This window comes from Bradyrhizobium sp. MI1.4 (assembly GCF_055811315.1).
In genome coordinates this window covers 2,748-28,804 of record NZ_JBVVPP010000059.1, presented here as the reverse complement: position 1 = coordinate 28,804, position 26,057 = coordinate 2,748, and the positions used below count along the sequence as shown (strand labels likewise).

27 protein-coding genes and 1 pseudogene are annotated in these 26,057 nt (G+C 64.4%); 16 read left to right on the top strand and 12 right to left on the bottom strand.

Features of this window, described 5'->3' with window-relative positions:
- The first annotated feature begins 56 nt into the window (after positions 1–56).
- Entirely contained in the window at positions 57–269 is a 213-nt protein-coding gene (locus tag AC0L23_RS34735) for a hypothetical protein (RefSeq protein ID WP_085357580.1), read from the top strand.
- Between the two features lie 53 nt (positions 270–322).
- Here the strand turns inward: AC0L23_RS34735 and AC0L23_RS34730 are convergent, their stop codons facing one another.
- The 3 genes from AC0L23_RS34730 to AC0L23_RS34720 all read right to left on the bottom strand — a co-directional run bounded on the left by AC0L23_RS34730 (position 323) and on the right by AC0L23_RS34720 (position 1,616).
- On the bottom strand, positions 323–883 hold the full coding sequence (locus AC0L23_RS34730) for a hypothetical protein (RefSeq protein ID WP_085357582.1): 561 nt from the start codon (positions 881–883) through the stop codon (positions 323–325).
- A gap of 152 nt (positions 884–1,035) precedes the next feature.
- Entirely contained in the window at positions 1,036–1,293 is a 258-nt protein-coding gene (locus tag AC0L23_RS34725; RefSeq protein WP_085357584.1) for a hypothetical protein, read from the bottom strand.
- A 41-nt stretch (positions 1,294–1,334) separates the two neighbouring features.
- Positions 1,335–1,616 (bottom strand): hypothetical protein, encoded by a 282-nt coding sequence (locus tag AC0L23_RS34720; RefSeq protein WP_035973483.1) that lies wholly within the window; start codon positions 1,614–1,616, stop codon positions 1,335–1,337.
- A 154-nt stretch (positions 1,617–1,770) separates the two neighbouring features.
- On the opposite strand from AC0L23_RS34720, the gene AC0L23_RS34715 reads away from it, so the two are divergent.
- From AC0L23_RS34715 to AC0L23_RS34700, 4 genes are all read left to right on the top strand, one after another.
- A complete protein-coding gene (locus tag AC0L23_RS34715; RefSeq protein WP_085357586.1) occupies positions 1,771–2,172 on the top strand; it encodes a metallopeptidase family protein in 402 nt (133 codons plus the stop codon).
- Between the two features lie 107 nt (positions 2,173–2,279).
- On the top strand, positions 2,280–2,885 hold the full coding sequence (gene leuD, locus AC0L23_RS34710) for a 3-isopropylmalate dehydratase small subunit (RefSeq protein WP_018459795.1): 606 nt from the start codon (positions 2,280–2,282) through the stop codon (positions 2,883–2,885).
- A gap of 80 nt (positions 2,886–2,965) precedes the next feature.
- Complete coding sequence (locus tag AC0L23_RS34705; RefSeq protein WP_085357588.1) at positions 2,966–3,751, top strand: glycosyltransferase family 32 protein; 786 nt, start codon at positions 2,966–2,968, stop codon at positions 3,749–3,751.
- 153 nt (positions 3,752–3,904) lie between these two features.
- The gene (locus AC0L23_RS34700; RefSeq protein ID WP_085357612.1) at positions 3,905–4,324 is read left to right on the top strand and encodes a hypothetical protein; all 420 of its coding nucleotides are present in this window, start codon (positions 3,905–3,907) and stop codon (positions 4,322–4,324) included.
- 14 nt (positions 4,325–4,338) lie between these two features.
- Here AC0L23_RS34700 and AC0L23_RS34695 read toward each other — a convergent pair.
- Positions 4,339–4,717 (bottom strand): annotated as a pseudogene (locus AC0L23_RS34695) (VOC family protein).
- Between the two features lie 28 nt (positions 4,718–4,745).
- Positions 4,746–5,627, bottom strand: coding sequence for an HpcH/HpaI aldolase/citrate lyase family protein (locus AC0L23_RS34690; protein ID WP_085357590.1), 882 nt, complete (start codon positions 5,625–5,627; stop codon positions 4,746–4,748).
- A 110-nt stretch (positions 5,628–5,737) separates the two neighbouring features.
- Between AC0L23_RS34690 and AC0L23_RS34685 the strand changes: the two genes are divergently transcribed.
- Positions 5,738–6,382: a carbonic anhydrase gene (locus tag AC0L23_RS34685; protein WP_018459791.1), complete on the top strand. Its 645-nt coding sequence runs from the start codon at positions 5,738–5,740 to the stop codon at positions 6,380–6,382.
- Between the two features lie 113 nt (positions 6,383–6,495).
- Here AC0L23_RS34685 and AC0L23_RS34680 read toward each other — a convergent pair whose 3' ends face one another.
- A complete protein-coding gene (locus AC0L23_RS34680; RefSeq protein WP_018459790.1) occupies positions 6,496–7,530 on the bottom strand; it encodes an aspartate-semialdehyde dehydrogenase in 1,035 nt (344 codons plus the stop codon).
- Between the two features lie 116 nt (positions 7,531–7,646).
- On the opposite strand from AC0L23_RS34680, the gene AC0L23_RS34675 reads away from it, so the two are divergent.
- Together AC0L23_RS34675 and AC0L23_RS34670 are read left to right on the top strand one after the other, a co-directional pair.
- Entirely contained in the window at positions 7,647–8,435 is a 789-nt protein-coding gene (locus tag AC0L23_RS34675) for a hypothetical protein (protein WP_085357592.1), read from the top strand.
- A gap of 156 nt (positions 8,436–8,591) precedes the next feature.
- On the top strand, positions 8,592–8,978 hold the full coding sequence (locus tag AC0L23_RS34670; protein ID WP_027566362.1) for a hypothetical protein: 387 nt from the start codon (positions 8,592–8,594) through the stop codon (positions 8,976–8,978).
- Positions 8,979–9,126: 148 nt separating this feature from the next.
- Here the strand turns inward: AC0L23_RS34670 and leuB are convergent, their stop codons facing one another.
- Positions 9,127–10,239, bottom strand: coding sequence for a 3-isopropylmalate dehydrogenase (gene leuB / locus AC0L23_RS34665; protein WP_085348446.1), 1,113 nt, complete (start codon positions 10,237–10,239; stop codon positions 9,127–9,129).
- Between the two features lie 132 nt (positions 10,240–10,371).
- Between leuB and AC0L23_RS34660 the strand changes: the two genes are divergently transcribed.
- On the top strand, positions 10,372–11,556 hold the full coding sequence (locus AC0L23_RS34660; RefSeq protein ID WP_085357594.1) for a YbfB/YjiJ family MFS transporter: 1,185 nt from the start codon (positions 10,372–10,374) through the stop codon (positions 11,554–11,556).
- A gap of 157 nt (positions 11,557–11,713) precedes the next feature.
- Here AC0L23_RS34660 and AC0L23_RS34655 read toward each other — a convergent pair whose 3' ends face one another.
- From AC0L23_RS34655 to AC0L23_RS34640, 4 genes are all read right to left on the bottom strand, one after another.
- Complete coding sequence (locus AC0L23_RS34655; RefSeq protein ID WP_085348447.1) at positions 11,714–12,496, bottom strand: molybdopterin-dependent oxidoreductase; 783 nt, start codon at positions 12,494–12,496, stop codon at positions 11,714–11,716.
- A 14-nt stretch (positions 12,497–12,510) separates the two neighbouring features.
- Positions 12,511–13,140, bottom strand: a complete 630-nt coding sequence (locus AC0L23_RS34650; RefSeq protein WP_018459784.1) for a cytochrome b/b6 domain-containing protein — start codon at positions 13,138–13,140, stop codon at positions 12,511–12,513.
- 183 nt (positions 13,141–13,323) lie between these two features.
- Positions 13,324–13,878 (bottom strand): fasciclin domain-containing protein, encoded by a 555-nt coding sequence (locus AC0L23_RS34645; RefSeq protein ID WP_085357596.1) that lies wholly within the window; start codon positions 13,876–13,878, stop codon positions 13,324–13,326.
- Positions 13,879–14,177: 299 nt separating this feature from the next.
- The gene (locus AC0L23_RS34640) at positions 14,178–14,939 is read right to left on the bottom strand and encodes an SDR family oxidoreductase (RefSeq protein WP_085357598.1); all 762 of its coding nucleotides are present in this window, start codon (positions 14,937–14,939) and stop codon (positions 14,178–14,180) included.
- Between the two features lie 110 nt (positions 14,940–15,049).
- Between AC0L23_RS34640 and AC0L23_RS34635 the strand changes: the two genes are divergently transcribed.
- Positions 15,050–16,579 (top strand): malonate--CoA ligase, encoded by a 1,530-nt coding sequence (locus AC0L23_RS34635; RefSeq protein WP_085357600.1) that lies wholly within the window; start codon positions 15,050–15,052, stop codon positions 16,577–16,579.
- Positions 16,580–16,705: 126 nt separating this feature from the next.
- Here the strand turns inward: AC0L23_RS34635 and AC0L23_RS34630 are convergent, their stop codons facing one another.
- Positions 16,706–17,566 (bottom strand): sulfite exporter TauE/SafE family protein, encoded by an 861-nt coding sequence (locus tag AC0L23_RS34630; RefSeq protein WP_085348459.1) that lies wholly within the window; start codon positions 17,564–17,566, stop codon positions 16,706–16,708.
- A 515-nt stretch (positions 17,567–18,081) separates the two neighbouring features.
- Between AC0L23_RS34630 and sdhC the strand changes: the two genes are divergently transcribed.
- From sdhC to AC0L23_RS34600, 6 genes are all read left to right on the top strand, one after another.
- Positions 18,082–18,480, top strand: coding sequence for a succinate dehydrogenase, cytochrome b556 subunit (gene sdhC / locus AC0L23_RS34625; protein WP_018459778.1), 399 nt, complete (start codon positions 18,082–18,084; stop codon positions 18,478–18,480).
- A complete protein-coding gene (gene sdhD / locus AC0L23_RS34620; RefSeq protein ID WP_007598776.1) occupies positions 18,477–18,893 on the top strand; it encodes a succinate dehydrogenase, hydrophobic membrane anchor protein in 417 nt (138 codons plus the stop codon). Before sdhC ends, sdhD begins: the two co-directional genes overlap by 4 nt.
- Positions 18,894–18,897: 4 nt before the next feature.
- Complete coding sequence (gene sdhA, locus AC0L23_RS34615; protein ID WP_085348452.1) at positions 18,898–20,733, top strand: succinate dehydrogenase flavoprotein subunit; 1,836 nt, start codon at positions 18,898–18,900, stop codon at positions 20,731–20,733.
- Positions 20,734–20,775: 42 nt separating this feature from the next.
- Positions 20,776–21,558: a succinate dehydrogenase iron-sulfur subunit gene (locus tag AC0L23_RS34610; protein WP_018459776.1), complete on the top strand. Its 783-nt coding sequence runs from the start codon at positions 20,776–20,778 to the stop codon at positions 21,556–21,558.
- A 188-nt stretch (positions 21,559–21,746) separates the two neighbouring features.
- Positions 21,747–23,918, top strand: a complete 2,172-nt coding sequence (locus tag AC0L23_RS34605) for a hybrid sensor histidine kinase/response regulator (RefSeq protein ID WP_085357602.1) — start codon at positions 21,747–21,749, stop codon at positions 23,916–23,918.
- Between the two features lie 53 nt (positions 23,919–23,971).
- The gene (locus AC0L23_RS34600) at positions 23,972–25,927 is read left to right on the top strand and encodes an ABC transporter ATP-binding protein/permease (RefSeq protein ID WP_026233875.1); all 1,956 of its coding nucleotides are present in this window, start codon (positions 23,972–23,974) and stop codon (positions 25,925–25,927) included.
- Positions 25,928–26,057 lie beyond the last annotated feature (130 nt).

Genomic DNA, 26,057 nt, shown 5'->3' with positions numbered 1-26,057 from the left:
TTAATCGGCAGCGCCGACACTGTGTCCTCGCGAGCGTTTCGCGAGGACACCAGCTCATGGCCAGCAAGCCTGAATATGTCGATCTGATCAGCGCGGCGACGCCCCAGCACCGGCGGCGCGCGGCACCGCTGCGCATGGTCGCCAAGCCCGAGGTCGAGGAGGCCTCGAACAAGCTCAGCCGCTGGCCGCCGGCGATGTTCAAGCAATGGAAGCTGGAGAACCTCACGCGCTGGACGTCGGCGACGTGGAAACTGAAGGATTGGCTTTAGGCCACCGGATGAACAAGGGCGCCGTCGAGGCGCCCTTTTCATTTCGGTCGTGCTTACCAATAGCGATACGGATGGTGCCAGCGATGCCAGCGGCAGACGCGGCGCGGGCCGTAATAGGTCCAGATGACCCGGCAGCGGCGCGGATGGCTGTAATAGGGATAGTAGCCGCCATAGTAGCGCCGGTGGAAATGGCGATGGCCGTAATAGGCGGGGCGATAGATGCCGTAGCGATGGAATCCGCCTCCGCCATAGTGGCGAACTCCGCCGTAGCGATAGCCGCCGCCATGAAAGGCGGGCGCGGCGCGGAAGCCACCCGCGTGGAAACCACCGCCGCGGAAGCCACCGATATGTCCTCCGCCACCGTGGAAGCCGCCTCCACCGTGGAAACCGCCGCCGCCATGAAAGCCGCCGCCATGTCCACCACCACCGCCGCCGCCGTGGCGAACCTGGATCATGTCGTCACTTGCGGCCTTCGCCGCCGGCACCGCCGTCGGATTGATTGGAGACATCGCCTCGGCAGGACGCGTGGTCCCGGCCGACAGCATCAGCGTCGCGGCAGCCGCAATCCCGAACAAGCGCATCGGGCTTGCCCTGAGACCCAATATTCTCAGCATGGACTTCTCCCTGAATCTGGACAGCGGAGTTGCGACGCTCGCTCCCGGCGCGCGTCATCCCTGTTCATTGGCAGTCGCTCCCAAGATTAAATTAGGGACAGCGACGTGAATGCCTCATGAATGAACGACGGGCCCGGCATCGCGCCGCGAGGTCACCACCACGGGCCGAAGCCGAGCACGAAGGGTGCGGGCACGCCGTAGGGAAAAGGGCGGTAGTAGACAGGCCGCGCGTAGTAATGCGGATCGGGACGGGGGGCGTATCGCACGACGGACCGCACATGTCGGCGCCCGTCGAACACCGCGCGCCCGGCCGACGCGTCGGGCAGCTTCGTCACCCTGTGCGCAGCGGACGCGTGAGGCAGGCCTGCGGCAAGCCCGACGGCAACCGCCACTGCGAACCACCTCGTCATGAAGACCTCCGCCTCAGGCGCGCGACGGCATCGCGCTCGTATCAACCCCGGCGCCAGTAGCAGCTCATATGCGGCACGATCACCGTGCCGCTGGGGCGATATTCCTGCACATAGGTGGCGTTGCACTCGCGGACCGCATCGGGACCGGGATTGTAACGGGGATAGACGCCATCCGGACTGTAATAGGGCGTGACGCGCAGGCGCGCCGGGGGCCGCTTGCGCGGCGGCGGCAGATCGTCTCGTGAGGCCGCTTGGGCGAGCCTGATCCCGGGAGCCGCGGTCTGGGCCTCCGCGCCAACGCAAAACTGCGAAAACAACCCCATGCACAGTAGCGTCAGCGCTGTTTTCGCTCGCATTTTTCTGCCCACCTGAACGTCCACTTCGAGGCCTACGCTCCCCGTTTTGACGGCGCTCGTCAACCTCGCCGCGCTTATAAAGCCGGATGCATCGCCGCGAAACCCACGCTATGAGAAGCCCATGTGGACGGAATTGAAAGCGCCCTCGCTGGCCGAGATGGAAGCGATGGCGCATGAAGTGTTCGAACGCCTGCCGGCGGAGTTTCGTAGGCTGTGCGAGGGCGTGATCATCCGCGTCGACGACTTCCCCACCGAGGAAGTCCTGGACGAGATGGCATGCGAGAGCGAGTTCGACCTGCTCGGCCTGTTCCAGGGCGTCGGCCTGCCGCAGCAGAGTTTTGCTGACGTGGCGCGGCTGCCCAACATGGTCTGGCTCTACCGCCGGCCAATCCTGGACTATTGGGCCGAGCACGACGAAAGCCTCGGCCATATCGTCCGCCACGTCCTGATCCACGAGATCGGCCATCATTTCGGCCTGTCGGACGACGATATGGCCGCGATCGAGGCTCAAGAGCCAGGGTGAGCAGAGAGGCCCGGTTAGGCAGACGAGATCTGCCGAATTCGGCCTAGGATTTCGGCCTCGATCGCGATAAATACCGGTTCCCTAGACCACCCCGGGAAAGCGCAACCATGGACAAGTTCACCACGCTGGAAGGCGTCGCGGCGCCGCTAAAGATCATCAATGTCGACACCGACATGATCATTCCGAAGCAGTACCTCAAGACCATCAAGCGCACCGGCCTTGGCAAGGGGCTCTTCTCCGAGCAGCGCTACAAGGACGACGGCAGCGAGAATCCGGATTTCGTCCTCAACCAGCCCGCCTATCGCAATGCGAAGGTGCTGGTTGCCGGCGACAATTTCGGCTGCGGCTCGAGCCGCGAGCACGCGCCCTGGGCGCTGCTCGACTTCGGCATCCGCTGCGTGATCTCGACCTCGTTCGGCGACATCTTCTACAACAACTGCTTCAAGAACGGCATTCTGCCGATCCGCGTGGCCCAGGAAGACCTCGACAAGCTGTTCGACGACGCCGAGCGCGGCGCCAACGCGACGCTGACGATCGACCTGCCGAACCAGGAGATCCGCGGTCCCGACGGCGGCAAGGTCAAGTTCGAGATCGACCCGTTCCGCAAGCACTGCCTGATCAACGGCCTCGACGACATCGGCCTGACGATGGAGAAGAAGGCCTCGATCGACACCTATGAGGACAAGCTCAAGCGCGAACGCGCCTGGGCCTGATCTCAAGTTTTTGTTCAAGCCCCGGTGCTACAAGCGCCGGGGCTTTTTCTTTGTTCTGATTATCGCTTATAGCTTCGCCCATGCTGCCCGACATCGTCACCTTCTGGCATGGCCCGATGGACGCCCTGCGCCAGACCTGTCTGCGCTCGCAGCTGGCGGCCGGCCACAAGGTCACGGTCTACAGTTTCGACACCATTCCCGGCCTGCCCGCCGGTGTCGGCAACGCGGATGCCGAGGCGATCCTGCCGCATGCGTTCTCCGAACGATTGCGGCCGCCGCAGCCAGATGGAAGCTGGCGCGACTGGACCACGCTACAGTTCAGCGACTTCTTCCGCATGAAGCTGATGGCGAAGGACCTCGGCCTCTGGCTCGACGCCGACGTGCTGCTGCTCAGGCCCGTCGAGATCGATCCGGCAAAGCCCTATTTCGCGTGGGAGCGGCCGCGCCAGCTCGGCAACTCCGTGATTTACCTTCCACCTGAACACGGCATCGTTGCCGCTTTCGAACAGCTGATGGAGCAGGAGGAGCTGACGCCGAACTGGCTGTCGCTGCGCCATCGCGTCACGTTTGCGATGCGCCGCCTGCGCGGCGGCTCGAACCGCCTCTCCGACATCCGCGTCGCGATCTTCGGGCCGGCGGCACTCACCGCGCTCGCGCGCCGCACCGGCGAGCTGCACTGCGCCTTGCCGAAGCAATCGTTCTACGCCGTGCATGCCGAGCCAAAACTGTTCTTCGATCCCTCGAGCTATCTCGGCCTCGTCACCGACCGCGACATCATCGGCCTGCATATCTCGCCCAAGGGCCGCGGCGGTGAGAAGCCGATCCCGGGCAGCCTGTATGCGTGGGCGGCGGAGCGGTTCGGCTAACTGCCGCGAAAGAGGTGCGCTCCCTCTCCCGCAAGCGGGAGAGGTGCACCGGCGGCCGCGGTCCCGTCATCGCGCTATTTGATCCAGCTCAACGCGCATCTGCACCATTGTGCCTAATCTCGCTCCCATTCCGCCGTTCGAATGGAGCTTCGCATGAGCACCGCAACCAGGCCTTATCCCATTGTCCAGGACCTCATCGAGTCCTTTGCAAGCTGGCTGAAGCATCGCCGCGAGCTGAACGAGATCCGGCAGCTCGACCGCGCCGATTTCGACCGGATCGCGCAAGACCTGCGGATCGCGCCTGACGATCTGGAAGATCTGGTCCGTCACGGCAAGCACGCCGCCGACGAGCTGCCGAAGATGCTGGAGCAGCTCGGCATCAGTGCCGAAGGGCTCGGCCGCGCGCATCCGCTGCTGCTGCGCGACATGGAGCGGGTGTGCGCGCTTTGCAGCCACAAGGGCCAGTGCGATCGCGAGCTGGCCGACGGCACCGCCGCGGAGAACTATCACGGCTTCTGTGCGAATGCCTCGACGCTGGAATCGCTCGATCGTGCGGATCACGCGTCGCGTTGAGCTAGCATTCGTTGCTAAGCGACTGGCGACCGCTCTCTACGAAGTGACCCGCGAGCCAGAATGTTGACCTGCCGTCCGAAGGGGTCGCGCACGTAAAACCTGCGCACGCCACGGCTCCGTCGCTGGTCCGTACTCCAATGCGATGCCGGCTCGCTCCATTCTGCGTAGCGCTTCATCCAGGTCATCGACCTCGATCGAAAGATCCGGCACGGGAGTGCCTGAACCGCCTTCGCTTGCGATGCTCAGTTGAGGCAGCATTTGCGATGAAGCAGCGAATGTCGTGATCCACCCCTGGTCCATGACGACCTCCAGCCCGAGGACGTCCTGATAGAAACGGCGCGCCAGCGATACATCGGCCGCGGCAATGTTCGTGACGATGCGCTTCACTTCCATGAGGCGGCCACCCGCTTTTCGACTGCAACTAGCCCTTCCCCATCGCCGCAATCGCGTCCGCGATCTCGATCGTGCGCCGCGCCATGTCGGCGTGCAGCCGCTCCACCATGGCGCCGTCGAGACGGATCGCGCCGCGCGAGACGTTCTCCGGCAGCTCGAACGCGGCGATGATCTTTCGCGCGCGCGCGACTTCCTCCTCCGGCGGGGTGAAGATCGCGTTGCAGGCTTCGATCTGCGAGGGGTGAATCAGCGTCTTGCCGTCGAAACCGAGATCGCGGCCTTGCGCGCATTCGGTGGCGAAACCATCGGAGTTGGCGATGTCGCTATAGGGGCCGTCGAGGATTTCGAGGCCATGGGCGCGCGTCGCCAGGATGCAATGGGAGATCATCGGGATCATCGCCGCGCGGCCCGGCAGCATCTTGATGCGCGTCTCGCGCGAGATGTCGTTGGGCCCGAACACGAAGCCTGACAGGCGCCGCGCTGGATCGCGCCCGGCGGCAGCGAGTTCTTCGGCATGCAGTACCGCGCGCGCGGTCTCGATCATGGCCCAGACCTTTACGGTCGGCGCCGCGCCGAGTTCGGCGAGACGGCGGCCGATCGTGTCGAGCTCCTCCACGCGTGAAACCTTTGGAACCAGGATGCCGTCGGGCGAGGCATTCGCCGCCATCGCGACGTCGTCGGCCCACCAGGGCGTGTCGAGGCCGTTGGTCCGGATCAGGATCTCGCGCTTGCCGAACCCTTTGGCCGCGATCGCGGCCGCGATGCCATCGCGTGCCACTGCCTTGGCATCGGGCGCGACGGAGTCTTCCAGGTCGAGGATCAGGCCGTCGGCGGCGAGATTGCGCGCCTTTTCCAGCGCGCGGGAGTTGGAGCCGGGCATGAACAGATGGCTGCGGCGCGGGCGGGTCATGCAAGCGTTCCTTCCGGTTTCCTCATCTCATTCCGACCGAAGCCGATAGCATCTGGCCTGCCTATTCGAAAGGCTTGTTCGTCCCAGCGGTATATGATTAGGCATAGGCCATGACCACATTCCCAGAGCATTTGCTGGAAGGCTACAAGGCCTTCGCCACCCAGCGGCTGCCGACCGAGCAGACCCGCTACCGCGAGCTGTCGGTGAAGGGGCAGTTCCCTGAAGTGATGGTGATCGGCTGCTGTGATAGCCGCGTTTCGCCCGAAGTGATCTTCGACGTCGGGCCGGGCGAACTCTTCGTCGTCCGCAACATCGCCAATCTGGTGCCGGTGTATCAGCCCGACGGCAACGCGCATGGCGTCTCGGCGGCGCTGGAATATGCCGTGACGGTGCTGAAGGTGAAGCACATCGTGGTGCTCGGGCACGCCCAGTGCGGCGGCATCCGCGCCTTCGTCGACAAGATCGAGCCGCTCACGCCGGGCGACTTCATCGGCAAATGGATGCAGATGTTCATCAAGCCGGGCGAAGTGGTGGAGCAGCGCGACCACGAGACCATGGCGCAATTCGTCGAGCGCATCGAGAAGGCCGCGGTGTTCCGCAGCCTGGAAAACCTGATGACCTTCCCGTTCGTGCAGAAGGCGGTCGAGAGCGGCCAGATGCAGACCCACGGCGCCTATTTCGGCGTCGCGGAGGGATCACTGTTCGTGCTGGACAAGGCGGCGAAGGAATTCAGGAACGCGCGCGAGATGGCGTAGGTCCGCAGCTCTTGTGGTGGGCAAAGCGAAGCGTGCCCACCACTTTTCTAGCAATTGTGGAGAGATGGTGGGCACGGCGCTTCGCGTCTTTGCCCACCCTACGGCAGCACGGCTTACGCCGCCTTCTTCTTCGCGCTGATCAGCTTGCGGTTGATCAGGACTTCCGCGATCTGGATCGCGTTGAGCGCGGCGCCCTTGCGTAGATTATCCGAGACGCACCACAGCACGAGACCGTTCTCCACCGTCGCGTCCTCGCGGATACGGCTGATATAGGTGGCGTCCTCGCCGGCGGCTTCATACGGCGTGGCGTAGCCGCCGGGCTCATGCTTGTCGATGACGAGACAACCCGGCGCCTTGCGCAGGATGTCGCGTGCTTCGTCCGCGCTGATCGGGTTCTCGAACTCGATGTTGACGGCCTCGGAATGGCCGACGAAAACTGGCACGCGCACGCAGGTCGCGGAGAGCTTGATCTTGGGATCAAGAATCTTCTTGGTCTCCGCCATCATCTTCCACTCTTCCTTGGTGTAGCCGTCCTCCATGAAGACGTCGATCTGGGGGATGACGTTGAAGGCGATGCGCGCCGGAAACTTGTTATTGATCAGCTCCTGGTTGGTGTAGACGGCCTTGGTCTGCGAGAACAGTTCGTCCATCGCGTCCTTGCCGGCGCCCGACACCGATTGATAGGTCGAGACCACGACGCGCTTGATCGTCGCCTTGTCGTGCAGGGGCTTGAGCGCGACCACGAGCTGCGCGGTCGAGCAGTTCGGGTTGGCGATGATGTTCTTCTTCTTGAAGCCCGCAGTCGCGTCCGCATTCACTTCCGGCACGATCAACGGCACGTCCGGATCCATGCGCCAGGCCGAGGAATTGTCGATCACGACCGTGCCGGCGGCGCCGATCTTCGGCGACCATTCCTTCGACACCTCGCCGCCGGCCGACATCAGGCAGATGTCGACGTCGGAGAAGTCGTAATGCTCCAGCGCTTTGACCTTCAGCGTGCGGTCGCCGTAGGAGACCTCGACGCCCATGCTGCGGCGTGACGCCAGGGCCACCACCTCGTCCGCAGGGAATTTGCGCTCGTCGAGGATGTTGAGCATTTCCCGTCCGACATTGCCGGTCGCGCCGACGACTGCGACTTTGTAACCCATCGTTCACTCTCCGACGAAAAAGCTCTTTCCTGAAGCTGAGGCTTAAACAGGAAGAGCAGCGCTTCTATGCGAGAACCGGCCTCAAGACAACGTTGGACCATGCCTTAGGGACGTGGATGCAGTCGCCCGAGGCCAGCACGGCCGCAAACCCCACCCAGATCCATCTGGCGCTTGCAGCCTTCGCCGACGAGGTCGTCGGCACGCTGGCGCGCCTGTTCGCCTATGTGGGGATTTTGGTACTGTTTGCCATCCTCGGCCTTGCCGCACTCGGCCAGCTGCCCAAGTTGCGCGACGATGATCCGGCGCTGAAGCCCGATTGGAGCGTGGCCGACCGGTCGCCTCCGGCCTTCGCCCTCAGCCGGCTGGATTCGTCAGAAAAAACAGCTTCTTACGCGATCTTCAGGCATCCCGAAGGCGGCCGCAGGGACGTGATGCGCTGGGCCAGCGAGGCAGACAGGACCGTGGCCGAGCTCGAGATTTACCGGGAAGGCGGCGAATTCGACGTGACGCGTCCGGCAACAATGGATCTGGCCGTCCGGATGGGACTGGGCACCGCGACCCCGCTGGAGCAAGCCGGCCTGATCGACACGAAATTCGGCCCCGTCGCCCTATTCCAGCCGACCGGTACGGCGGAGGGCGCGCGGGCCTGCCTCGGCTACCTCAAGCGCAGCGAGGAGCCGGCGCTCCAGATCTCCGGATTCTCCTGCCAGGGCGACAGCCTGCCTGCGCGGCGCGCCGGGATCGCCTGCACGCTGAACCGGCTAACGCTGCTGACCTCGGGCAACGAGCCGAAGCTGGCCGAATTGTTCGCCCATGCGGAGCTGAAGCGCCGCCCCTGCGCGCCCCCGGGCGCGTCGGACTGGCTGCTCGGCGCCGCCAATGCGCAGTTGCGCGGCGCGCTCTGATCGGCATCAAGCTCAAGTGGCTGTATCCATGCAACTTTTGCCGGCGCGCACGATTATTCAGCGCTGGTGTGACCCAATAGACCTAGTTGCAGCCGCCCCGGCCGGGTTAGTATGAGCGTGAAATTGATTGGCGGCTTGCCGCCTGAAGGGGACGTGATGAGCTCGAATTTCTCTGCCGCGAACAAACTGGCGATGTGGCTTGCGGCCGGCGCCGTGATTGCCATGTCCTCAGCCTTCGCGACACCCGCCTCGGCCGACACCAAGAAGCAGCGCTATGACAGCGGCCGTCACTATTACGGCCCGAGCGGCCCCAATGCGAGCTATCAGCAGGGCCGCACCCGCATCTATGTGAGCAAGCGCTCCTGGCTCGACGGCGGCACCGAGGTCAATCCGGGCGACCGCAAGTTCTCCGATTACGCCTTCCCGCCGGCAGTGGGCTATCCGACCTTCGCGCGCGAAAATCTCAACCGCCCGATCGATCGCCAGCCGCTGAGCACGCCGCAGGATGTTGGCGGCTATCCGCAGAATTTCCCGCTGTACTGAGGCGGACATATCGACCGAATCAAATGGCCGGGCTCGCGCCCGGCCATTTTTGTTTGTCGTGTAGCCCGGATGGAGCGAAGCGCAATCCGGGATTTTCGACACGCGGGAAGAACGCCGGATTTCGCTTCGCTCCATCCGGGCTACGGCTCTAAGCGTGCAGCTTCTGCAATTCCTTCAAGATCGCTTCGCCCATCTGCGTGGTCGAGGCGGCAGTGGTGCCTTCCGACTTGATGTCGGCGGTGCGCAGGCCGCTGGCCAGCACCGCGGCGATCGCGGCGTCGACCTTGTCGGCGAGCGCGCCCATGTCGAAGGAGTAGCGCAGCGCCATGCCGAAGGACGAGATCATCGCGATCGGATTGGCGAGGCCCTGGCCTGCGATATCAGGCGCCGAGCCGTGCACGGGCTCGTACAGCGCCTTGCGCTTCTTGCTCTTGACGTCGACCTCGCCGAGCGAGGCCGAGGGCAGCATGCCGAGCGATCCCGTCAACATCGCAGCAATGTCGGACAGCATGTCGCCGAACAGATTGTCGGTGACGATGACGTCGAACTGCTTCGGCCATTTCACCAGCATCATGCCGCCGGAATCGGCGAGCTGATGCTCGAGCGTGACGTCGGGATATTCGCGCTTGTGGACCTGGGTCATGACCTCATTCCAGAGCACGCCCGACTTCATGACGTTGCGCTTCTCCATCGACGTCACCTTGTTCTTGCGCTTCTTGGCAAGCTCGAAGGCGACGCGGCCGATGCGCTCGATCTCATAGGTGTCGTAGACTTGCGTATCGATGGCGCGCTTCTGGCCGTTGCCGAGATCGGTGATGGTCTTGGGCTCGCCGAAATAGACGCCGCCGGTGAGTTCGCGCACGATCATGATGTCGAGGCCCTCGACCGCCTCGCGCTTCAGGCTGGAGGCCTCCGCCAGCGCCGGGTAGCAGACCGCGGGACGGAGGTTGGCGAACAGACCGAGATCCTTGCGCAGGCGCAGCAGGCCGGCTTCGGGGCGCACCTCGTAGGGCACCGCGTCCCATTTGGGACCGCCGACCGCACCGAAGATGATGGCGTCGGCGTCCTTGGCCTTGGCCATGTCGCCTTCCGAGATCGACACCTTGTGCGCGTCATAGGCCGAACCGCCGACGAGGCCGGTGTCGGTCTCGAACTTGGCGATGCCCGCCGAATTGAGCCAGTCGATCAGCCGCTTCACCTCGCCCATCACCTCGGGGCCGATACCGTCGCCGGGAAGCAGCAGCAGTTTGTGGGTCGCCATGGTCGTTTCCTCTGAGGTCGATTTCGGCCGGAGTGCTAGAGCGGCGTTGCGTACTTGGCAAGACACCATTGCCGCTTCGGTTCTGTGCAAGGCGGGCAGGGCCTGCCACACTGCGCATGCCGGAGTACCCATTTGCACGCCCCTGAACGTCCCCCGCCCGACGCCCATCCCGCGCGGCTGATCCTGACCCTGTCGCTGGCTGCGACGGTCGGGCTGGGTATCGGCCGCTTCGCCTATTCGCTGGTGCTGCCCGACATGCGGGAGGACCTCGGCTGGTCCTACTCGGCGGCCGGTTTCATGAACACCATCAACGCCGTCGGCTACCTCGCGGGCGCGCTAGTGGCGTCCCGGCTGATCCAGCGGGTCGGCTGGTCGGCCGCGATCCGCGGCGGAACCCTGGCCTGCGTCGCGGCGCTCGCGACTTGCGCGCTGACCGGGAATTTCGTTGCGCTGAGCCTGGCCCGTCTCGTGCTGGGCGTTGGCGCCGCGGCCGGTTTCGTCGCCGGAGGCGCGCTGGCCGCTTCCATTGCGCAGTCACGCCCGGAGCGGGCCAATTTCCTGCTCAGCCTGTTCTATGCCGGGCCCGGCATTGGCATTCTCTCATCAGGACTGATCGCCCCGTTCACGCTGCAATATTTCGGGCCGGGCTCGTGGTGGATCGTGTGGTGGGCGATGACGCTGCTGTCCGTTGTCATGACCGTGCCGCTGTTCCTGGTCCGCATCGAGAGCGGCGTGCGTTTCTCGCAAGGCGGCCACGGCGCCTTCGCCATTTTTCCGGTGCTGATCTATCTCGCCGGCTACTTCCTCTTTGGCGCGGGCTACATCGCCTACATGACCTTCATGATCGCCTATGTGCGCGACGGCGGCGGCGGGGCCGCAGCGCAGGCCGCGTTCTGGAGCCTGATTGGCTTGAGCGCCTTCGTCACGCCGTGGGCCTGGCGCCGCGTGCTCGCGCTCGATCGCGGTGGTCTTGCCACCGCCATCATCCTCGGCACCAACGCGCTCGGCGCCGCCCTGCCGATGCTCGGGCATTCGCCGGCATGGCTCGCGGTCTCGGCGATCGTGTTCGGCGTCGCCTTCTTCGCCGTAGTCGGCTCGACCACCGCCTTCGTGCGCTTCAACTATCCGCCCGAGGTGTGGCCGACCGCGATCGCGGCGATGACGATCTCGTTCGGCGTCGGCCAGACGCTGGGCCCGATCGTGGTCGGCGCGATCACGGACGCGCTGGGGAGCTTGAGTTACGCGCTGAATGTGTCGGCGGCGCTGCTGGCGCTGGGCGCGGTTGCCGCGCTGTGCCAGCGGAAAGTGGAGCCTTAACCGGTGTCGTCCTGGCGAAAGCCAGGACCCATTACCCCACAGAGGAATTTGGCGAAGATTCGTGGTTGCTGGTCTTCGTCAAACTGAACCCTGGGGTAATGGGTCCTGGATCTGCGCTTCGCTTGTCCAGGACGACGGCAAGTGCAGGTCCGCGGAGTTAGCTCCCGCTGAACGAATTGTACCCCTGGTCTTCCCAATAGCCGCCCTTGTAGTCGTTGGTGACTTCCATCGACACCACGTATTTCGGGTTCTTGAAGCCGAGCTTGGTCGGCACGCGGATCTTCATCGGGAAGCCGTAGGCGCGCGGCAGGATTTCGCCGGCGTATTTGAACGTCATCTGGGTCTGCGGATGCAGCGCGGTGCGCATGTCCAGCGGAGAATTGTAGCCGTCCTTGTCGGCGCACTGGAACCAGACGTACTTCGCGCGCGTGTCGGCGCCGATCAGCTTGAGGAAGTCGCGCATGGGCGTTCCGGTCCAGCTGCCGATCGCGCTCCAGCCCTCGACGCAGATGTGACGCGTGATCTGCGTGACCTGCGGCAGCTTGTACAGCTCGGGAAGCGTCCACGACTTCTTGTTCTCGACGAGACCGCGGACTTCGAGCTTCCAGTCGGCACCGTCGACATCGGGCGCGTCGTCGAGATCGTAATAGGCGTTGAACGGAAACGGTTTTGTGATCGCGCTCTCGGGAAACGTCGGCGCCAGCGCGTCGGGATTGAAGATGAAATCCTGCACGGCATCGTTGAATTTCGAAACCGACTTCAGCATCTCCTCGGCGGAGGACGAGTCGATCACGTCGCAGCCGGTGAGCAGCGTCAGCGCCCCGAGGCTTGCGCCGCCCGCGATGAAGCGGCGGCGGCTGACCTCTGGCATCGTCTTGATGGAATCCTTGATCAGCAGCCGCTTGTCGACGCCCGGGATCAGGAATGAGCGCTTCGCCATGACTCTCTCTCCACTCAACGGCCGATGATCATCGCGCGCAGGCTCTTCGGCACCAGCAGCGCGAGTAAAACATGAATGACCAGGAAGGCGCAGATCGCGGCCATGCAGAAGAAATGGATGTAGCGCGCGGTCGGATAGTCGCCGAACAGGGACACGAGCCAGTGCAGTTGCACCGGTTTCCACATTCCCAGCCCCGACAGCACGATGATCACGCCGATCAATATGATGCCGGCATAGAGCACGCGCTGGACGTAATTGTAGACGGAGAGATCGGCATGGCCGAGCTTGAAGGTCAGCGCAGCCCTGACGTCGTGGAGCACGCCGGATGGGGTGATCGGCAGCAATTTTTTCCGGAAGCGGCCGGTGGCAAGGCCGGTGACGAGATAGGCAAGGCCGTTGATCATCAACAGCCACATCGCCGCAAAGTGCCAGAGCAGGCCGCCACCGAGCCAGCCGCCGAGCGTGTACTCGCGCGGAAAGCTGAAACCGAACAGCGGCGAGGCGTTGTAGATCTGCCAACCCGACAGGATCATCAGGATCATGGCGAAAGCGTTGATCCAGTGCATGACCCGGACCCAGGCCGGCTGGATCACTTTGGCCGGGGTGGCGCTGACCTGCTCGTCGGTCACAGTAAGGCTCGACATGGCGGTTCCGTCCTGAACATCGTCTGACAGCAATTATACGCCGATGCTTCCGCTTTCGTTACGCCCTGTTCGGCATCGAATCCATGTCGGCTGGCTATCGTGGTCACAATAAAGCGAGCCGGGTACCCCCGGCTCGCCATTTCGTCGCATCCGGTTCGGGGATGAAGCCGGACGGCGCGGTGTTTACGTCGCCGGCATCAGCACGGTGTCGACCACATGGATTACACCGTTCGACTGGTTGACATTGGAGATCGTCACCATCGAGGTACCGCCCTTGGCGTCGACGATCCAGACCTTGCCGTCCTGCTTCTTCACCGTCAGCTCCTCGCCTTCGGCGGTCTTCATCTTCTTGCCGTCGGTGAGGTCGGACGCCTCGAGCTTGCCGGGCACGACATGGTAGGTGAGGATCTTGGTCAGCGTCGCCTTGTTCTCGGGCTTCACCAGAGTGTCGACGGTGCCGGCCGGCAGCTTGCCGAAGGCGGCGTTGGTCGGCGCGAACACCGTGAACGGACCCTTGCCTTCCAGCGTCGGCACCAGGCCGGCCGCCTTCACCGCCGCCACCAGCGTGGTGTGGTCCTTCGAGTTGACCGCGTTCTGGACGATGTTCTTGGACGGGAACATCGCGGCGCCGCCGACCATGACGGTCTTTTCCTCGGCGCGGACGGGCGCGACGACGGTCGCGGTGATGGCCAGGGTACTGAACGCGGCAGCAGCGAGATAGGCAATACGCTTCGACATGGAGAGTCTCCCGATTGGATGGTGACCGGCGACTGCCGGCGTTCGAGTGGGCAACAACGGTGCCTGCGACCTGTGAGCGTGAAGCAGCAGCGCCGTCGTTGGCTCGAACTACGGGAGCGTTTGCGAAGCGGTTTCGAACAAAACTTCTTTGTGATGGGTGAAACTAAGTGCGTGGTTCTCCGTGGGGGGCGTCATTGCGAGGAGCGAAGCGACGAAGCGATCCAGGCTGCCACCGCGGATGCACCGCTGGATTGCTTCGCTTCGCTCGCAATGACGAGCCTCGACGATCTACCTGCCGCTCAATCCCTGTTGTGCGGCGTCTGGATAAACCCGCGATTATGCGTCGGGCTGATCAGCAGTTCATTGATGCAAACCCGCGCCGGCATGCTCGCGATGAACGCGATGGTGCGGCCGAGATCTTCGGATTGCAGCATCCTGGCCTGCTCCTCCTCGCTCGGTACCACCGGGCGCAGCTTCAGGATCGGGGTCGCCACCTCGCCCGGCATCAGGCAGCAGGCGCGCAAGCCGTTGACGCATTCGTCCATGTTGAAGGAATGCGTCAGCGCCAGCACCGCATGCTTGGTCGTGGTGTAGGCCGGGCCCGGCATTTTCGAGACGTGGCGGCCGGCCCAGGACGAGACGTTGATGATGGAGCCGTCCTGCTGCTTGCGCATCGTCGGCAGCACCGCGCGCATGCAATAGAGCACGCCGTTGAGATTGACCTGGACCAGCTGGTCCCAGCCCTCCAGTTCCATGTCCTTCCAGCTCCGCTTGGGGACATTGATGCCGGCATTGTTCACCAGCAGGTCGATCCGGCCATGCTTCGCGACGATTTGATCGGCCGCCTTCTGGGCCGCGGCGGCGACCGACACGTCCAGCGCGACGGCCTCGGCGGCCCCGCCCGCCCCGGTGATCTTCTCGACTACGGTATCCAGGGCGTCCTTGCGCCGGCCCGAGACCACCACCGTCCAGCCGTCGGCCGCTAGCGCCTCGGCGCCGGCCTCCCCGATCCCGCTGCCCCCGCCTGTCACCCAGGCCACGCGTTTCCCGTTTTTGGTCATGCAAACTGTCTCCGTTGCTTCATCGGGGCGGTTTTTGCTAATCCAGCCCTCGGTTTTGACCGGCCTCTGACGATCGTTGCGGTCAAGCCTTGCGGTCGAGGAAATCTTGCATGAACCAAGCTGCCAACGCCAATTTGTTTTCCCGCCTGTTCGACGGCCTCGACGATCCGAAGCGCCTCGCGATCGAGACGCATGACGGGGTCCGCATCAGCTATGGTGATCTGATCGCCCGTGCCGGACAGATGGCCAATGTACTGGTCGCGCGCGGCGTGAAGCCCGGCGACCGCGTTGCGGTGCAGGTCGAGAAGTCCGTGGCCAACGTCGTGCTGTATTTGGCCACGGTGCGGGCCGGCGCAGTCTATCTGCCGCTCAACACCGCCTATACGCTCAACGAGCTCGACTACTTCATCGGCGATGCCGAGCCCTCGCTGGTGGTCTGCGATCCCTCCAAGGCGGAGGGCCTCGCCCCCATCGCCGCCAAGGTGAAAGCAAAAGTCGAGACGCTCGGGCCGGACGGCAAGGGCTCGCTGACGGACGCCGCCGACAAGGCGAGCAGCGAATTCACCACGGTGCCGCGCGCAAACGACGATCTCGCCGCGATCCTCTACACGTCCGGCACCACCGGCCGCTCCAAGGGCGCGATGTTGACCCACGACAATCTGACGTCCAACTCGCTCTCGCTCGTCGGCTTCTGGCGCTTCACCGACAAGGACGTGCTGATCCACGCACTGCCGATCTACCACACCCACGGCCTGTTCGTGGCGACCAACGTGACGCTGTTCGCGCGGGCATCGATGATCTTCCTGCCGAAGCTCGACCCGGATCTGATCATCAAGCTGATGGCGCGTGCCACGGTGCTGATGGGGGTGCCGACGTTCTATACCCGTCTGCTCCAGAACGCTGCGCTGTCGCGCGAAACCACACAGCACATGCGGCTGTTCATCTCGGGCTCGGCGCCGCTGCTGGCCGAAACCCATCGCGAATGGTCGGCGCGCACGGGGCACGCGGTGCTCGAGCGCTACGGCATGACCGAGACCAACATGAACACGTCGAATCCCTATGACGGCGAGCGCGTGCCCGGCGCGGTCGGCTTTCCGCTCCCCGGCGTGTCCGTGCGCGTCACCGATCCTGAAACCGGCAAGGAGCTGCCGCGCGACGAGATCGGCATGATCGAGGTCAAGGGCCCGAACGTATTCAAGGGCTATTGGCGCATGCCGGAGAAGACCAAGGCGGAATTCCGCGACGACGGCTTCTTCATCACCGGCGACCTCGGCAAGATTGACGCCAAGGGTTACGTCCACATTCTCGGCCGCGGCAAGGATCTCGTCATCTCCGGCGGGTTCAATGTCTACCCGAAGGAAATCGAGAGCGAGATCGACGCCATGCCCGGCGTGATCGAATCCGCCGTGATCGGCGTGCCCCACGCCGATTTCGGCGAGGGCGTCACGGCGGTGCTGGTTTGCAACAAGGACGCGGATGTGACAGAGGCCGCGGTGCTGAAAGCGCTCGACGGCCGGCTGGCCAAGTTCAAGATGCCCAAGCGGGTATTCGTGGTCGACGAGCTGCCGCGCAACACCATGGGCAAGGTGCAGAAAAACGTGCTGCGGGATACGTACAAGGATCTTTACGCGAAGAAATAGGGGCTGTTGTTCGCAGAACTCTCGTCGTCATTGCGAGGAGCTCTTGCGACGAAGCAATCCAGACTGCCGCCGCGGAAGAACTCCTGGATTGCTTCGCTTCGCTCGCAATGACGGAATTTGCGGCGCCTACTGTCCGCCCAGCAAGCTCAGCACGAAACGGCTGCCGACGATGAACAGATAGCACCCGAACGCGACTTCCAGCGTCCGCTTCGACATTGCATGCGCAGCCTTCACACCGAGCGGTGCCGTCACAAGGCTCATTGGCATCACCAGGACCGCGCCGATCAGCGAGACGTAACCGAGCGCGAACGGGACCTGCAGGGCTGCAACGGCCGGGTAGCTCACCGCCGCAGGCCAACCGGCATAGATGTAGCCGAGCGCGCCGGGGATCGAGATCAAGACCGCGAGCGCCGACGATGTCGCCACTGCCTGGTGGATCGGGCGGCCGTAGAACGTCATCAGCAGGTTCGAGAACAGGCCACCGCCGATGCCCATCAACGTCGACAAAATGCCGACGCAGAAGCCGTAGATTCGCATTAAGGGGCCCTTCGGCAGATCATCGCCGAGCTTCCAGCTCTCGCGCGCGAAGATCAGCCGTACCGCGGCCGACCAAGCGACGGCGACGAACACGATCTTGAACAGTCGCTCCGGCGCGTAACGCGCGACCACGCTGCCGGCGACGACGCCGATCAGGATCGGCAGCCACCAGACCCGGAGGATCGCAAGATCGACGGCGCCGCGCTTGTAATGCGCCTGGAACGAACGGATCGAGGTCGGAATGATGACGGCGAGCGAAGTGCCGATGCAGAGCGGCATGCGCACATCGAGCGGCACACCGGCGATGCGGAAGCACTCGTAGAACACCGGCACCAGAATCGCGCCGCCCCCGATGCCGAACACGCCGGCCAAGAATCCGGAGAGCGCGCCGGTTGCGATCAGCAGCAGCGCGAGCTCGGCGATCTCCTTGATATCAAGTCCTGCAATCACCCCTGATCTGCCCCGGCGATCGCAGCGGCTCCGAGACAAGCGTCCGGACTGGCTGCCCGGAAAGCTGTAGGCGATCTGATTTGTCGGGTCGACCGCCGCATCGCCGGTCTGGGGTGGGATGCAGGTTGCGCATATCCGCCCGTCTCGCGAAAAATCGGTGCGCTTGGCGGAAAATGGCGATTGCTCGCCGACCATCGCTGCCGGTTCGTGACATGAATTGACTGGTTCGAACCCTGGGCGGCCCGCGGCAGCTTGGAGCCGTTCCAATAGTAATTTCAATGTGCCGCAGCTCTCCCGCAAGAGATGAATTTGTGTTCTGTCTTTAGACGGTGCGCCATCGCCCTGGTATACCAAGCGGACGATTGGCCTTGTTACATCAAGGGCCTAGAGCTGAACTCAAGTTCGGTTTATGGCGATTTGGTGATTGCGCAGGTGAAATCGACTCCGTAAATAGAGCCGACCTTTCGCGATCCCCGCGCGCCCCATGCTGGGCCGCAACAAAGCAATTGAAGCCCATGACCGCACGGATCGAACGACCGCTTTCGCCGCACATTCAGACCTACCGCTGGACCCTGACGATGGCGCTTTCCATCGTCCATCGCGCCACCGGAATTGCCCTCTACGCCGGAACGCTGCTGCTGGCCTGGTGGCTGATTGCGGCGGCCTCCGGCCCCGCCGCCTATAGCCACGTCCAGGCCTTCACCGGCAGCATCATCGGCCGCCTGATCGTGTTCGGCTACACTTGGGCGCTGATGCACCACATGCTCAGCGGCATCCGGCATTTCGTCTGGGACCTCGGCTACGGCTTCAAGGCCAATGAGCGCGAGGCCTTGACCTGGGGCGCCCTGATCGGCGGCATCGTGCTCACGGTCCTCATTTGGATCATCGCCTACGCGATCGGAGGCGGACGATGAGTTTCGACGAATCCCACGGCGCCCCGAAGGGCTCCTCCATGCGCACCCCGCTCGGCCGCGTGCGCAATCTCGGCGCGGCGCATTCGGGCACCTCCGATTTCTGGCGCCAGCGCATCACCGGCGTCGCCATGACGCTGCTGATGATCCCCGTGATCGTGATCGTGATGATGCTGCTCGGCCGCAACCAGGCCGGCGCCGCACAGATTCTCGGCTCGCTGCCGATCGCGGTGATCCTGCTGCTCTTCATCTTCGCCAGCGCCTGGCACATGAAGATCGGCATGCAGGTCGTGATCGAGGACTACATCCATAACGAGAAGCTGAAGCTCATCTCGATCATGCTCAACAACTTCTTCTCGTTCGCCGTGGCGCTCGCCTCGACCTACGCGATCCTGAAACTTTCCTCCGGAGTCTAAACCCATGGCCACAGAGACCAATGGCAAGGGCAACGGCGCTCCCGCCACCAACGGCAAAGCCTATCCGATCGAAGATCACACCTATGATGTCGTCGTGGTCGGCGCCGGCGGCGCGGGCCTGCGCGCCGTGGTCGGCTGCAGCGAAGCCGGTCTTCGTACCGCCTGCATCACCAAAGTGTTTCCGACCCGCTCGCACACCGTCGCGGCGCAGGGCGGCATCTCGGCGTCGCTCGGCAACATGCACAAGGACGACTGGCGCTGGCACATGTACGACACCGTGAAGGGGTCGGACTGGCTGGGCGACCAGGACGCGATCGAATACATGGTGCGCAACGCGCCCGAGGCGGTCTACGAGCTCGAGCATTGGGGCGTGCCGTTCTCGCGCACCGAAGACGGCAAGATCTACCAGCGCCCGTTCGGCGGCATGACCATGGACTACGGCAAGGGCCAGGCGCAGCGCACCTGCGCCGCCGCCGACCGCACCGGCCACGCCATGCTGCACACGATGTACGGCCAGTCGCTGCGTCACGCGGCCGAGTTCTTCATCGAGTTCTTTGCCATCGACCTGATCATGGACGACCAGGGCACCTGCCGCGGCGTTATCGCGCTCAAGCTCGATGACGGCACGCTGCACCGCTTCCGCGCCCAGACCGTGATCCTCGCCACCGGCGGCTATGGCCGCGCCTATGCATCCTGCACCTCGGCGCACACCTGCACCGGCGACGGCGGCGGCATGGTGCTGCGCGCTGGTCTGCCGATGCAGGACATGGAGTTCGTGCAGTTCCACCCGACCGGCATCTACGGTTCGGGCTGTCTCGTCACCGAAGGCGCGCGCGGCGAAGGCGGCTATCTCGTCAACTCCGAGGGCGAGCGCTTCATGGAGCGCTATGCGCCCTCCGCCAAGGATCTGGCCTCGCGTGACGTCGTCTCGCGCGCGATGACCATCGAGATTCGCGAAGGTCGCGGTGTCGGCAAGAAGAAGGACCACATCTTCCTTCATCTCGACCATCTCGATCCCGCGGTGCTGGCCGAACGCCTGCCGGGCATCTCGGAATCCGCAAAGATCTTCGCCAATGTCGACGTGACGCGCGAGCCGATCCCAATTGTGCCGACCGTGCATTACAACATGGGCGGCATCCCGACGAACTATCACGGCGAAGTCCTGACCAAGAAGGACGGCGACGACAACGCCATCATCCCCGGCCTGATGGCGATCGGCGAGGCCGCCTGCGTCTCCGTGCACGGCGCCAACCGCCTCGGCTCCAACTCGCTGATCGACCTCGTCGTGTTCGGACGCGCCGCGGCGCTGCGCCTCGCCGAGAAGCTCACGCCGAACGCCAGCCAGCCGGAATTGCCGACGAATTCGTCCGACCTGGCGCTCGGCCGGCTCGACCACTACCGCTACGCCTCCGGCGGCACGCCGACCGCGAAGCTGCGCGAAGGCATGCAGCACGTCATGCAGAACAATTGCGCGGTGTTCCGCACCGGCGACATCCTGAGCGAAGGCCAGAACCTGATCGAGAAGGTCCATAGCGGCATCATCGACATCGCCGTATCCGACCGCTCGCTGGTGTGGAATTCCGACCTGATCGAGACGCTCGAATTCGACAATCTGATCTCGCAGGCGGTGGTGACGATGAACTCGGCCGCCAACCGCACCGAGAGCCGTGGCGCGCATGCCCGCGAGGACTTCTCCGAGCGCGACGACAAGAACTGGATGAAGCACACGCTGGCATGGCTGGAAGATTCCGGCAAGGTCAAGATCGAGTACCGCCCCGTTCACGACTACACCATGACCAACGACGTCCAGTACATCCCGCCCAAAGCTCGCGTTTACTAAACGGCGCGCGTGTACTGAGCGAACAGCGAAAGCTTTATCGAAATGGTTGAATTCGCACTTCCGAAGAACTCCAAGATATCAGGCGGCAAGACCTGGCCGAAGCCCGCGGGCGCGACTGAGGTCCGTGAATTCCGCGTCTATCGCTGGAATCCGGACGACGGCAAGACTCCGAGCGTCGACACCTATTACGTCGACACTCATGATTGCGGGCCGATGGTGCTGGACGGCCTGATCTGGATCAAGAACAACATCGACCCGTCGCTGACCTTCCGCCGCTCCTGCCGCGAAGGCGTCTGCGGCTCCTGCGCGATGAACATCGACGGCCAGAACACCCTGGCCTGCACCCGCTCGATGCACGACGTGAAGGACGGCGCGGTGAAGATCAATCCGCTGCCGCACCAGCCTGTCGTGAAGGACCTCATCCCCGACCTCACCAATTTCTATGCACAATACGCTTCGGTCGAGCCGTGGCTGAAGACGACCTCGCCGACGCCGCAGAAGGAATGGAAGCAGAGCCACGAAGACCGCGAGAAGCTCGACGGCCTCTATGAATGCATCCTCTGCGCCTGCTGCTCGACCTCTTGCCCGAGCTATTGGTGGAACAGCGAGCGCTACCTCGGTCCCGCCGCGCTGCTCCAGGCCAACCGCTGGGTATCGGATTCGCGGGATGAGGCGACCGGCGAGCGGCTCGACAATCTCGAGGACCCGTTCCGCCTCTATCGCTGCCACACCATCATGAACTGCGCCAAGGCCTGCCCGAAGGGCCTCAACCCGGCGGAAGCCATCGCCGAGCTCAAGCTCAAGATGGTCGAGCGCCAGATCTAGGCGTCATTCATGCTGCGATCCCCGGCCGGCACGGCCGGGGCATTCTACGGCGGGCGCATCTTCCAGTAGATTTTACCTCAGCCCTACGCGGGCAAGCCGGCGGGTTGCAACCTCTGATTCCCGCCACAAGCCGCTTTCTTCCCGGCGCGAAATTCAAGTAAGCTCACCGGCGTGGGACCGGAGCGACCGTGCAGGGCGCACAACGCAATTCGCTGAGATTGCTGCAGTGGATGATGGCTGCGTCCCTGGCGCTGCCGATTGCGCTGTTCGCGATCGCCGCCTCGATCTCCTACACCTCGACGAAAGATATCGCCGACCGCGAGATCGAGCGCACCCTCGATGTCGCGCATGAGCATGCGCTCAAGGTGTTCGAGACCATCGACCGCAGCCTCGCCGAGATCAACGAGGTGGTGCGCGGCATGCCCGACGACATCATCCGCTCGCGCGAACCGGGCCTGCACCGCCGCCTGAAGCAACTGTCCGATTCGCTGCCGCAGCTCAAATCGGCCTGGATCTTCGATGCGGACGGAAAGTCGCTGGTCAACAGCCTGGCATCGCCGCCGCCGGCGCAGAGCTTTGCGGACCGTGATTACTTTGCCGCCCATGTCGACCAGACCATCGGCAGCTACATCGGCGTTCCCCTGACGCCGCGCCAGCCCTATCAGGGCGCGCGCTTCTTCGGGGTCAGCCGCCGCCGCGGCTCCGACGACGGCAGCTTCATCGGCGTGATCCAGGCCTCCGTCCTGCCGGAATATTTCGAGAGCTTTTATGCCCGGATCGGCTCCGACCCCGGCAGCTTCCTCGCCATGGGACGCACCGACGGCGTGGTGCTGGCGCATCTTCCGCGGCTGGATCGCGACCTCAGGCTCGATCCTAACGGGCCGGTCGGCCGCAGCATCGCAGCTCACCCCGAGCATGGCCTCATCACCATTGCCTGGCCATCGGACGAGGTCGAGCGCCGCATCGGCTACCGACGCATCGCCGAATACCCGATCTATGTCAGCGCGGGGTTGGAGACCTCGGCGATCCGCGCGCGCTGGTTCGCCACCATGGGCCAGCATCTGGTGTTCGGCATTCCCGCCACCGCGCTGCTGTTTCTGCTGCTGGCGTTCGCGTTCCGGCGCACCCAGCATCTCCAGGCCGAGGCCGCCGCGCGGCGCGAAGCCGAGGAGGCGCTCAAGCACAGCCAGCGCCTTGAGGCGCTCGGCCAGCTCACCGGCGGCGTCGCTCACGACTTCAACAACCTCCTGACCGTGATTCGCGCCTCGGTCGACCTGCTGAACCGGCCGCAGCTGAGCGAGGAGCGGCGCCAGCGCTACATCACCGCCATCGCAGACGCGGTCGGGCGCGCAGCCAAGCTGACATCGCAGCTGCTCGCCTTCGCGCGCCGCCAGACCTTGAAGCCGGAGGTGTTCGACGTCGGCGCGCGGTTGCAGTCGCTGCACGACATGCTCGCGACGCTGCTCGGACCCGCGATCGAAATCGCGATGCGGCTGCCGGCCGAGCCCTGCCTCGTCAATGCCGATGCAAGCCAGTTCGAGACGGCGTTGATCAACATGGCGACCAATGCGCGCGATGCCATGCACGGCAAGGGCAGGATCGTCTTCAACGTCGAGGCCGCGGCGACCATTGCGGACACGCGGGCTCCCGTCTCGGGCAACCCTGATCTTTCAGGCGGCCGTGACCTTGCTGGCAAACACGGTTTCGTCGGCATTGCCGTCAGCGACACCGGCATCGGCATTCCGGCTACGCGGCTCGAGCGCATCTTCGAACCGTTCTTCACCACCAAGCAGATCGGCCACGGCACCGGTCTCGGCCTATCGCAGGTGTTCGGCTTCGCCCGGCAGTCCGGCGGCGAGGTGACAGTCACCAGCGAGGTCGGCCACGGCAGCACCTTCTCGCTCTACCTGCCGCGCGTGGCGCCGGATTTGCTGCCGCAGCGGCAGGCACCGAATACGGCCCCGGCCGTGGCCGGCAGCGGCATGTCGGTGCTGCTGGTCGAGGACAATATCGAACTCGCCAATTTCGCGGCCGACGGCCTCACCGAGCTCGGCTACAGCGTCACGCTGATCGACAACGCAACCGATGCACTCGCCGAGCTGGTCATGGATGCCGATCGCTTCGATGTCGTTTTCTCGGACATCGTGATGCCCGGCATGACCGGGCTCGATCTCGCGCAGGCGGTCCGCGACCGCGGCATCGGCGTGCCGGTCGTGCTGACCACCGGCTACAGCGAGGCGCTGTCCCAGGACGGCAAGGTCGATTTGGAGCTCGTGCAGAAGCCCTACGCGATCGATCAGCTATCGCGCGTGCTGCACCGGGTCGCGCGGCGCCGGGTGCGCGACGGCGCCGCCGAGTGAGCTGACGCCCGGAACCTGCGGGAACCTTTTGATTTAGCTTGCGTTATCCGGCCATGCAAAAGCCGGTCAGAAAACGCGAATCGGGCAAGAAGCCGCCCATCGTCGAAATCATCGGCGAGACCGGCGGGGAAGTGGCTCCGCCGCCGCCCGAGCTGGTCGAGCCCGACCCGGAGCTGTCGCCTGAAGAGGCCGAGCAGGCCCGCAAGGACTATCTCCTCACCCGCTTCTGGATCAGCGCGCGCGGCTTCTGGGGCGGCAACGGCGACCGGCTTGCGTGGCTCTACTCCGTCGGCCTCGGCCTGCTGATCGTCCTCACCGTCGGCTTCCAATACGGCATCAATGTCTGGAATCGGGCGATCTTCGACGCGATCGAGAAGCGCGAGGCGTCCACCGTCTTCCATCTCACCGCGGTATTCTTCCCGCTCGCGATCGGCAGCATCGTGCTCGGCGTGGCACAAGTGTTCGCGCGCATGGGCATCCAGCGGCGCTGGCGGGCGTGGCTGACGGCAAGCGTGCTGACGCGCTGGCTTGGCAACGGCCGCTATTACCAGCTCAATCTCGTCAGCGGCGACCACAAGAATCCGGAATACCGGATCGCGGAGGATCTGCGCGTCGCGACCGATTCGCCGGTGGATTTTCTCGCCGGCGTGACGTCCGCGCTGCTGTCGGCCGTGACCTTCATCGTCGTGCTCTGGACCATCGGCGGCGCGCTCACCGTCACCCTTGCGGGATCGTCGGTGACCATTCCCGGCTTCCTGGTGATCGCCGCGATGCTCTATGCGGGAATTGCATCGGGCTCGATCCTGGTGATCGGCCGCCAATTCGTGCAGGTCTCCGAGGACAAGAACCAGGCTGAGGCCGATTTCCGCTACACGCTGACGCGCGTGCGCGAGAACGGCGAGAGCATCGCGCTGCTCGGCGGCGAGGAGGAGGAGCGCGACGGCATCGACCGCAATTTCACCAACGTGCTGCGGCAATGGGCGCGGCTCGCGGGTCAGCACATGCGCACCACGCTGGTGTCGCAGGGATCGAGCCTCGTTGCGCCGGTCGTGCCGCTTCTGCTGTGCGCGCCGAAATTCCTCGACGGCAGCATGACGCTGGGTCAGGTGATGCAGGCGGCTTCCGCCTTCACCATCGTGCAGAGCGCGTTCGGCTGGTTGGTCGACAATTATCCGCGGCTCGCCGACTGGAATGCCTGCGCTCGCCGCATCGCCTCGCTGATGATGTCGCTCGACGGCCTCGAGCGCGCCGAGCTGGGCGACGGCTTCGGCCGCATCAAGCGCGGCGAGACCAGCAATGACGCCATGCTGGAGCTGAAGGATCTCTCCGTCACGCTCGATGACGGCACCGCCGTGGTCGGCGAGACCGAGGTGGTGATCGAGCGTGGCGAGCGGCTGCTGGTGGCCGGCGAATCCGGCACCGGCAAGAGCACGCTGGTGCGCGCCATCGCCGGGCTCTGGCCATGGGGTGGCGGCAGCGTCAATTTCCATCCCGACCGGCGGCTGTTCATGCTGCCACAGCGACCCTACGTGCCGTCGGGCTCCTTGCGTCGTGCCGTCGCCTATCCCGGCGCGGAAGACGACTGGACGGTCGAGGAGATCGGCGAGGCCCTGCACAAGGTCGGCCTCGACCATCTCAAGGAGAAGATCGAGGAAGAAGCACCCTGGGACCAGACGCTGTCCGGCGGCGAGAAGCAGCGCCTCGCCTTCGCGCGGTTGTTGCTGCACAACCCGGATATCGTCGTGCTCGACGAGGCGACCTCGGCGCTCGACGAGAAGAGCCAGGACAAGATGATGAAGATGATCACCGACGAACTGCCGAAGGCCACCATCGTCAGCGTCGCGCATCGTGTCGAGCTGGAAGCCTTCCACAGCCGCAAGATCGTGCTGGAGCGCCGCAAGGGCGGCGCAAAACTCGTCAGCGATATCGACCTGATCCCGCGCAAGGGCAAGCGCAAGCTGCTCGGCCGCTTCCTGCGCCAGCGCAAGGCGCCGAAAAAGGCGGCGTGAGGGGCGGTCTCTTTTCTTCGTCGGGCCCGCGGAGGGCGGGGGGCCCCAGAGCTTTTTTGCCGGGTGGGGGGGTGGTGTGCCCCGCCAAAACCGGGATTGATGGGCCGCGGGGGAATGGGGGTTTGGCTTG

Excerpts from the sequence above, each read along its gene's own strand:
- AC0L23_RS34735 (WP_085357580.1), top strand. The coding sequence starts at position 57 with ATGGCCAGCAAGCCTGAATATGTCGATCTGATCAGCGCGGCGACGCCC.
- AC0L23_RS34730 (WP_085357582.1), bottom strand. The coding sequence starts at position 883 with ATGCTGAGAATATTGGGTCTCAGGGCAAGCCCGATGCGCTTGTTCGGG.
- AC0L23_RS34725 (WP_085357584.1), bottom strand. The coding sequence starts at position 1,293 with ATGACGAGGTGGTTCGCAGTGGCGGTTGCCGTCGGGCTTGCCGCAGGC.
- AC0L23_RS34720 (WP_035973483.1), bottom strand. The coding sequence starts at position 1,616 with ATGGGGTTGTTTTCGCAGTTTTGCGTTGGCGCGGAGGCCCAGACCGCG.
- AC0L23_RS34715 (WP_085357586.1), top strand. The coding sequence starts at position 1,771 with ATGTGGACGGAATTGAAAGCGCCCTCGCTGGCCGAGATGGAAGCGATG.
- leuD (WP_018459795.1), top strand. The coding sequence starts at position 2,280 with ATGGACAAGTTCACCACGCTGGAAGGCGTCGCGGCGCCGCTAAAGATC.
- AC0L23_RS34705 (WP_085357588.1), top strand. The coding sequence starts at position 2,966 with ATGCTGCCCGACATCGTCACCTTCTGGCATGGCCCGATGGACGCCCTG.
- AC0L23_RS34700 (WP_085357612.1), top strand. The coding sequence starts at position 3,905 with ATGAGCACCGCAACCAGGCCTTATCCCATTGTCCAGGACCTCATCGAG.
- AC0L23_RS34690 (WP_085357590.1), bottom strand. The coding sequence starts at position 5,627 with ATGACCCGCCCGCGCCGCAGCCATCTGTTCATGCCCGGCTCCAACTCC.
- AC0L23_RS34685 (WP_018459791.1), top strand. The coding sequence starts at position 5,738 with ATGACCACATTCCCAGAGCATTTGCTGGAAGGCTACAAGGCCTTCGCC.
- AC0L23_RS34680 (WP_018459790.1), bottom strand. The coding sequence starts at position 7,530 with ATGGGTTACAAAGTCGCAGTCGTCGGCGCGACCGGCAATGTCGGACGG.
- AC0L23_RS34675 (WP_085357592.1), top strand. The coding sequence starts at position 7,647 with ATGCAGTCGCCCGAGGCCAGCACGGCCGCAAACCCCACCCAGATCCAT.
- AC0L23_RS34670 (WP_027566362.1), top strand. The coding sequence starts at position 8,592 with ATGAGCTCGAATTTCTCTGCCGCGAACAAACTGGCGATGTGGCTTGCG.
- leuB (WP_085348446.1), bottom strand. The coding sequence starts at position 10,239 with ATGGCGACCCACAAACTGCTGCTGCTTCCCGGCGACGGTATCGGCCCC.
- AC0L23_RS34655 (WP_085348447.1), bottom strand. The coding sequence starts at position 12,496 with ATGGCGAAGCGCTCATTCCTGATCCCGGGCGTCGACAAGCGGCTGCTG.
- AC0L23_RS34650 (WP_018459784.1), bottom strand. The coding sequence starts at position 13,140 with ATGTCGAGCCTTACTGTGACCGACGAGCAGGTCAGCGCCACCCCGGCC.
- AC0L23_RS34645 (WP_085357596.1), bottom strand. The coding sequence starts at position 13,878 with ATGTCGAAGCGTATTGCCTATCTCGCTGCTGCCGCGTTCAGTACCCTG.
- AC0L23_RS34640 (WP_085357598.1), bottom strand. The coding sequence starts at position 14,939 with ATGACCAAAAACGGGAAACGCGTGGCCTGGGTGACAGGCGGGGGCAGC.
- AC0L23_RS34635 (WP_085357600.1), top strand. The coding sequence starts at position 15,050 with ATGAACCAAGCTGCCAACGCCAATTTGTTTTCCCGCCTGTTCGACGGC.
- sdhC (WP_018459778.1), top strand. The coding sequence starts at position 18,082 with ATGACCGCACGGATCGAACGACCGCTTTCGCCGCACATTCAGACCTAC.
- sdhD (WP_007598776.1), top strand. The coding sequence starts at position 18,477 with ATGAGTTTCGACGAATCCCACGGCGCCCCGAAGGGCTCCTCCATGCGC.
- sdhA (WP_085348452.1), top strand. The coding sequence starts at position 18,898 with ATGGCCACAGAGACCAATGGCAAGGGCAACGGCGCTCCCGCCACCAAC.
- AC0L23_RS34610 (WP_018459776.1), top strand. The coding sequence starts at position 20,776 with ATGGTTGAATTCGCACTTCCGAAGAACTCCAAGATATCAGGCGGCAAG.
- AC0L23_RS34600 (WP_026233875.1), top strand. The coding sequence starts at position 23,972 with ATGCAAAAGCCGGTCAGAAAACGCGAATCGGGCAAGAAGCCGCCCATC.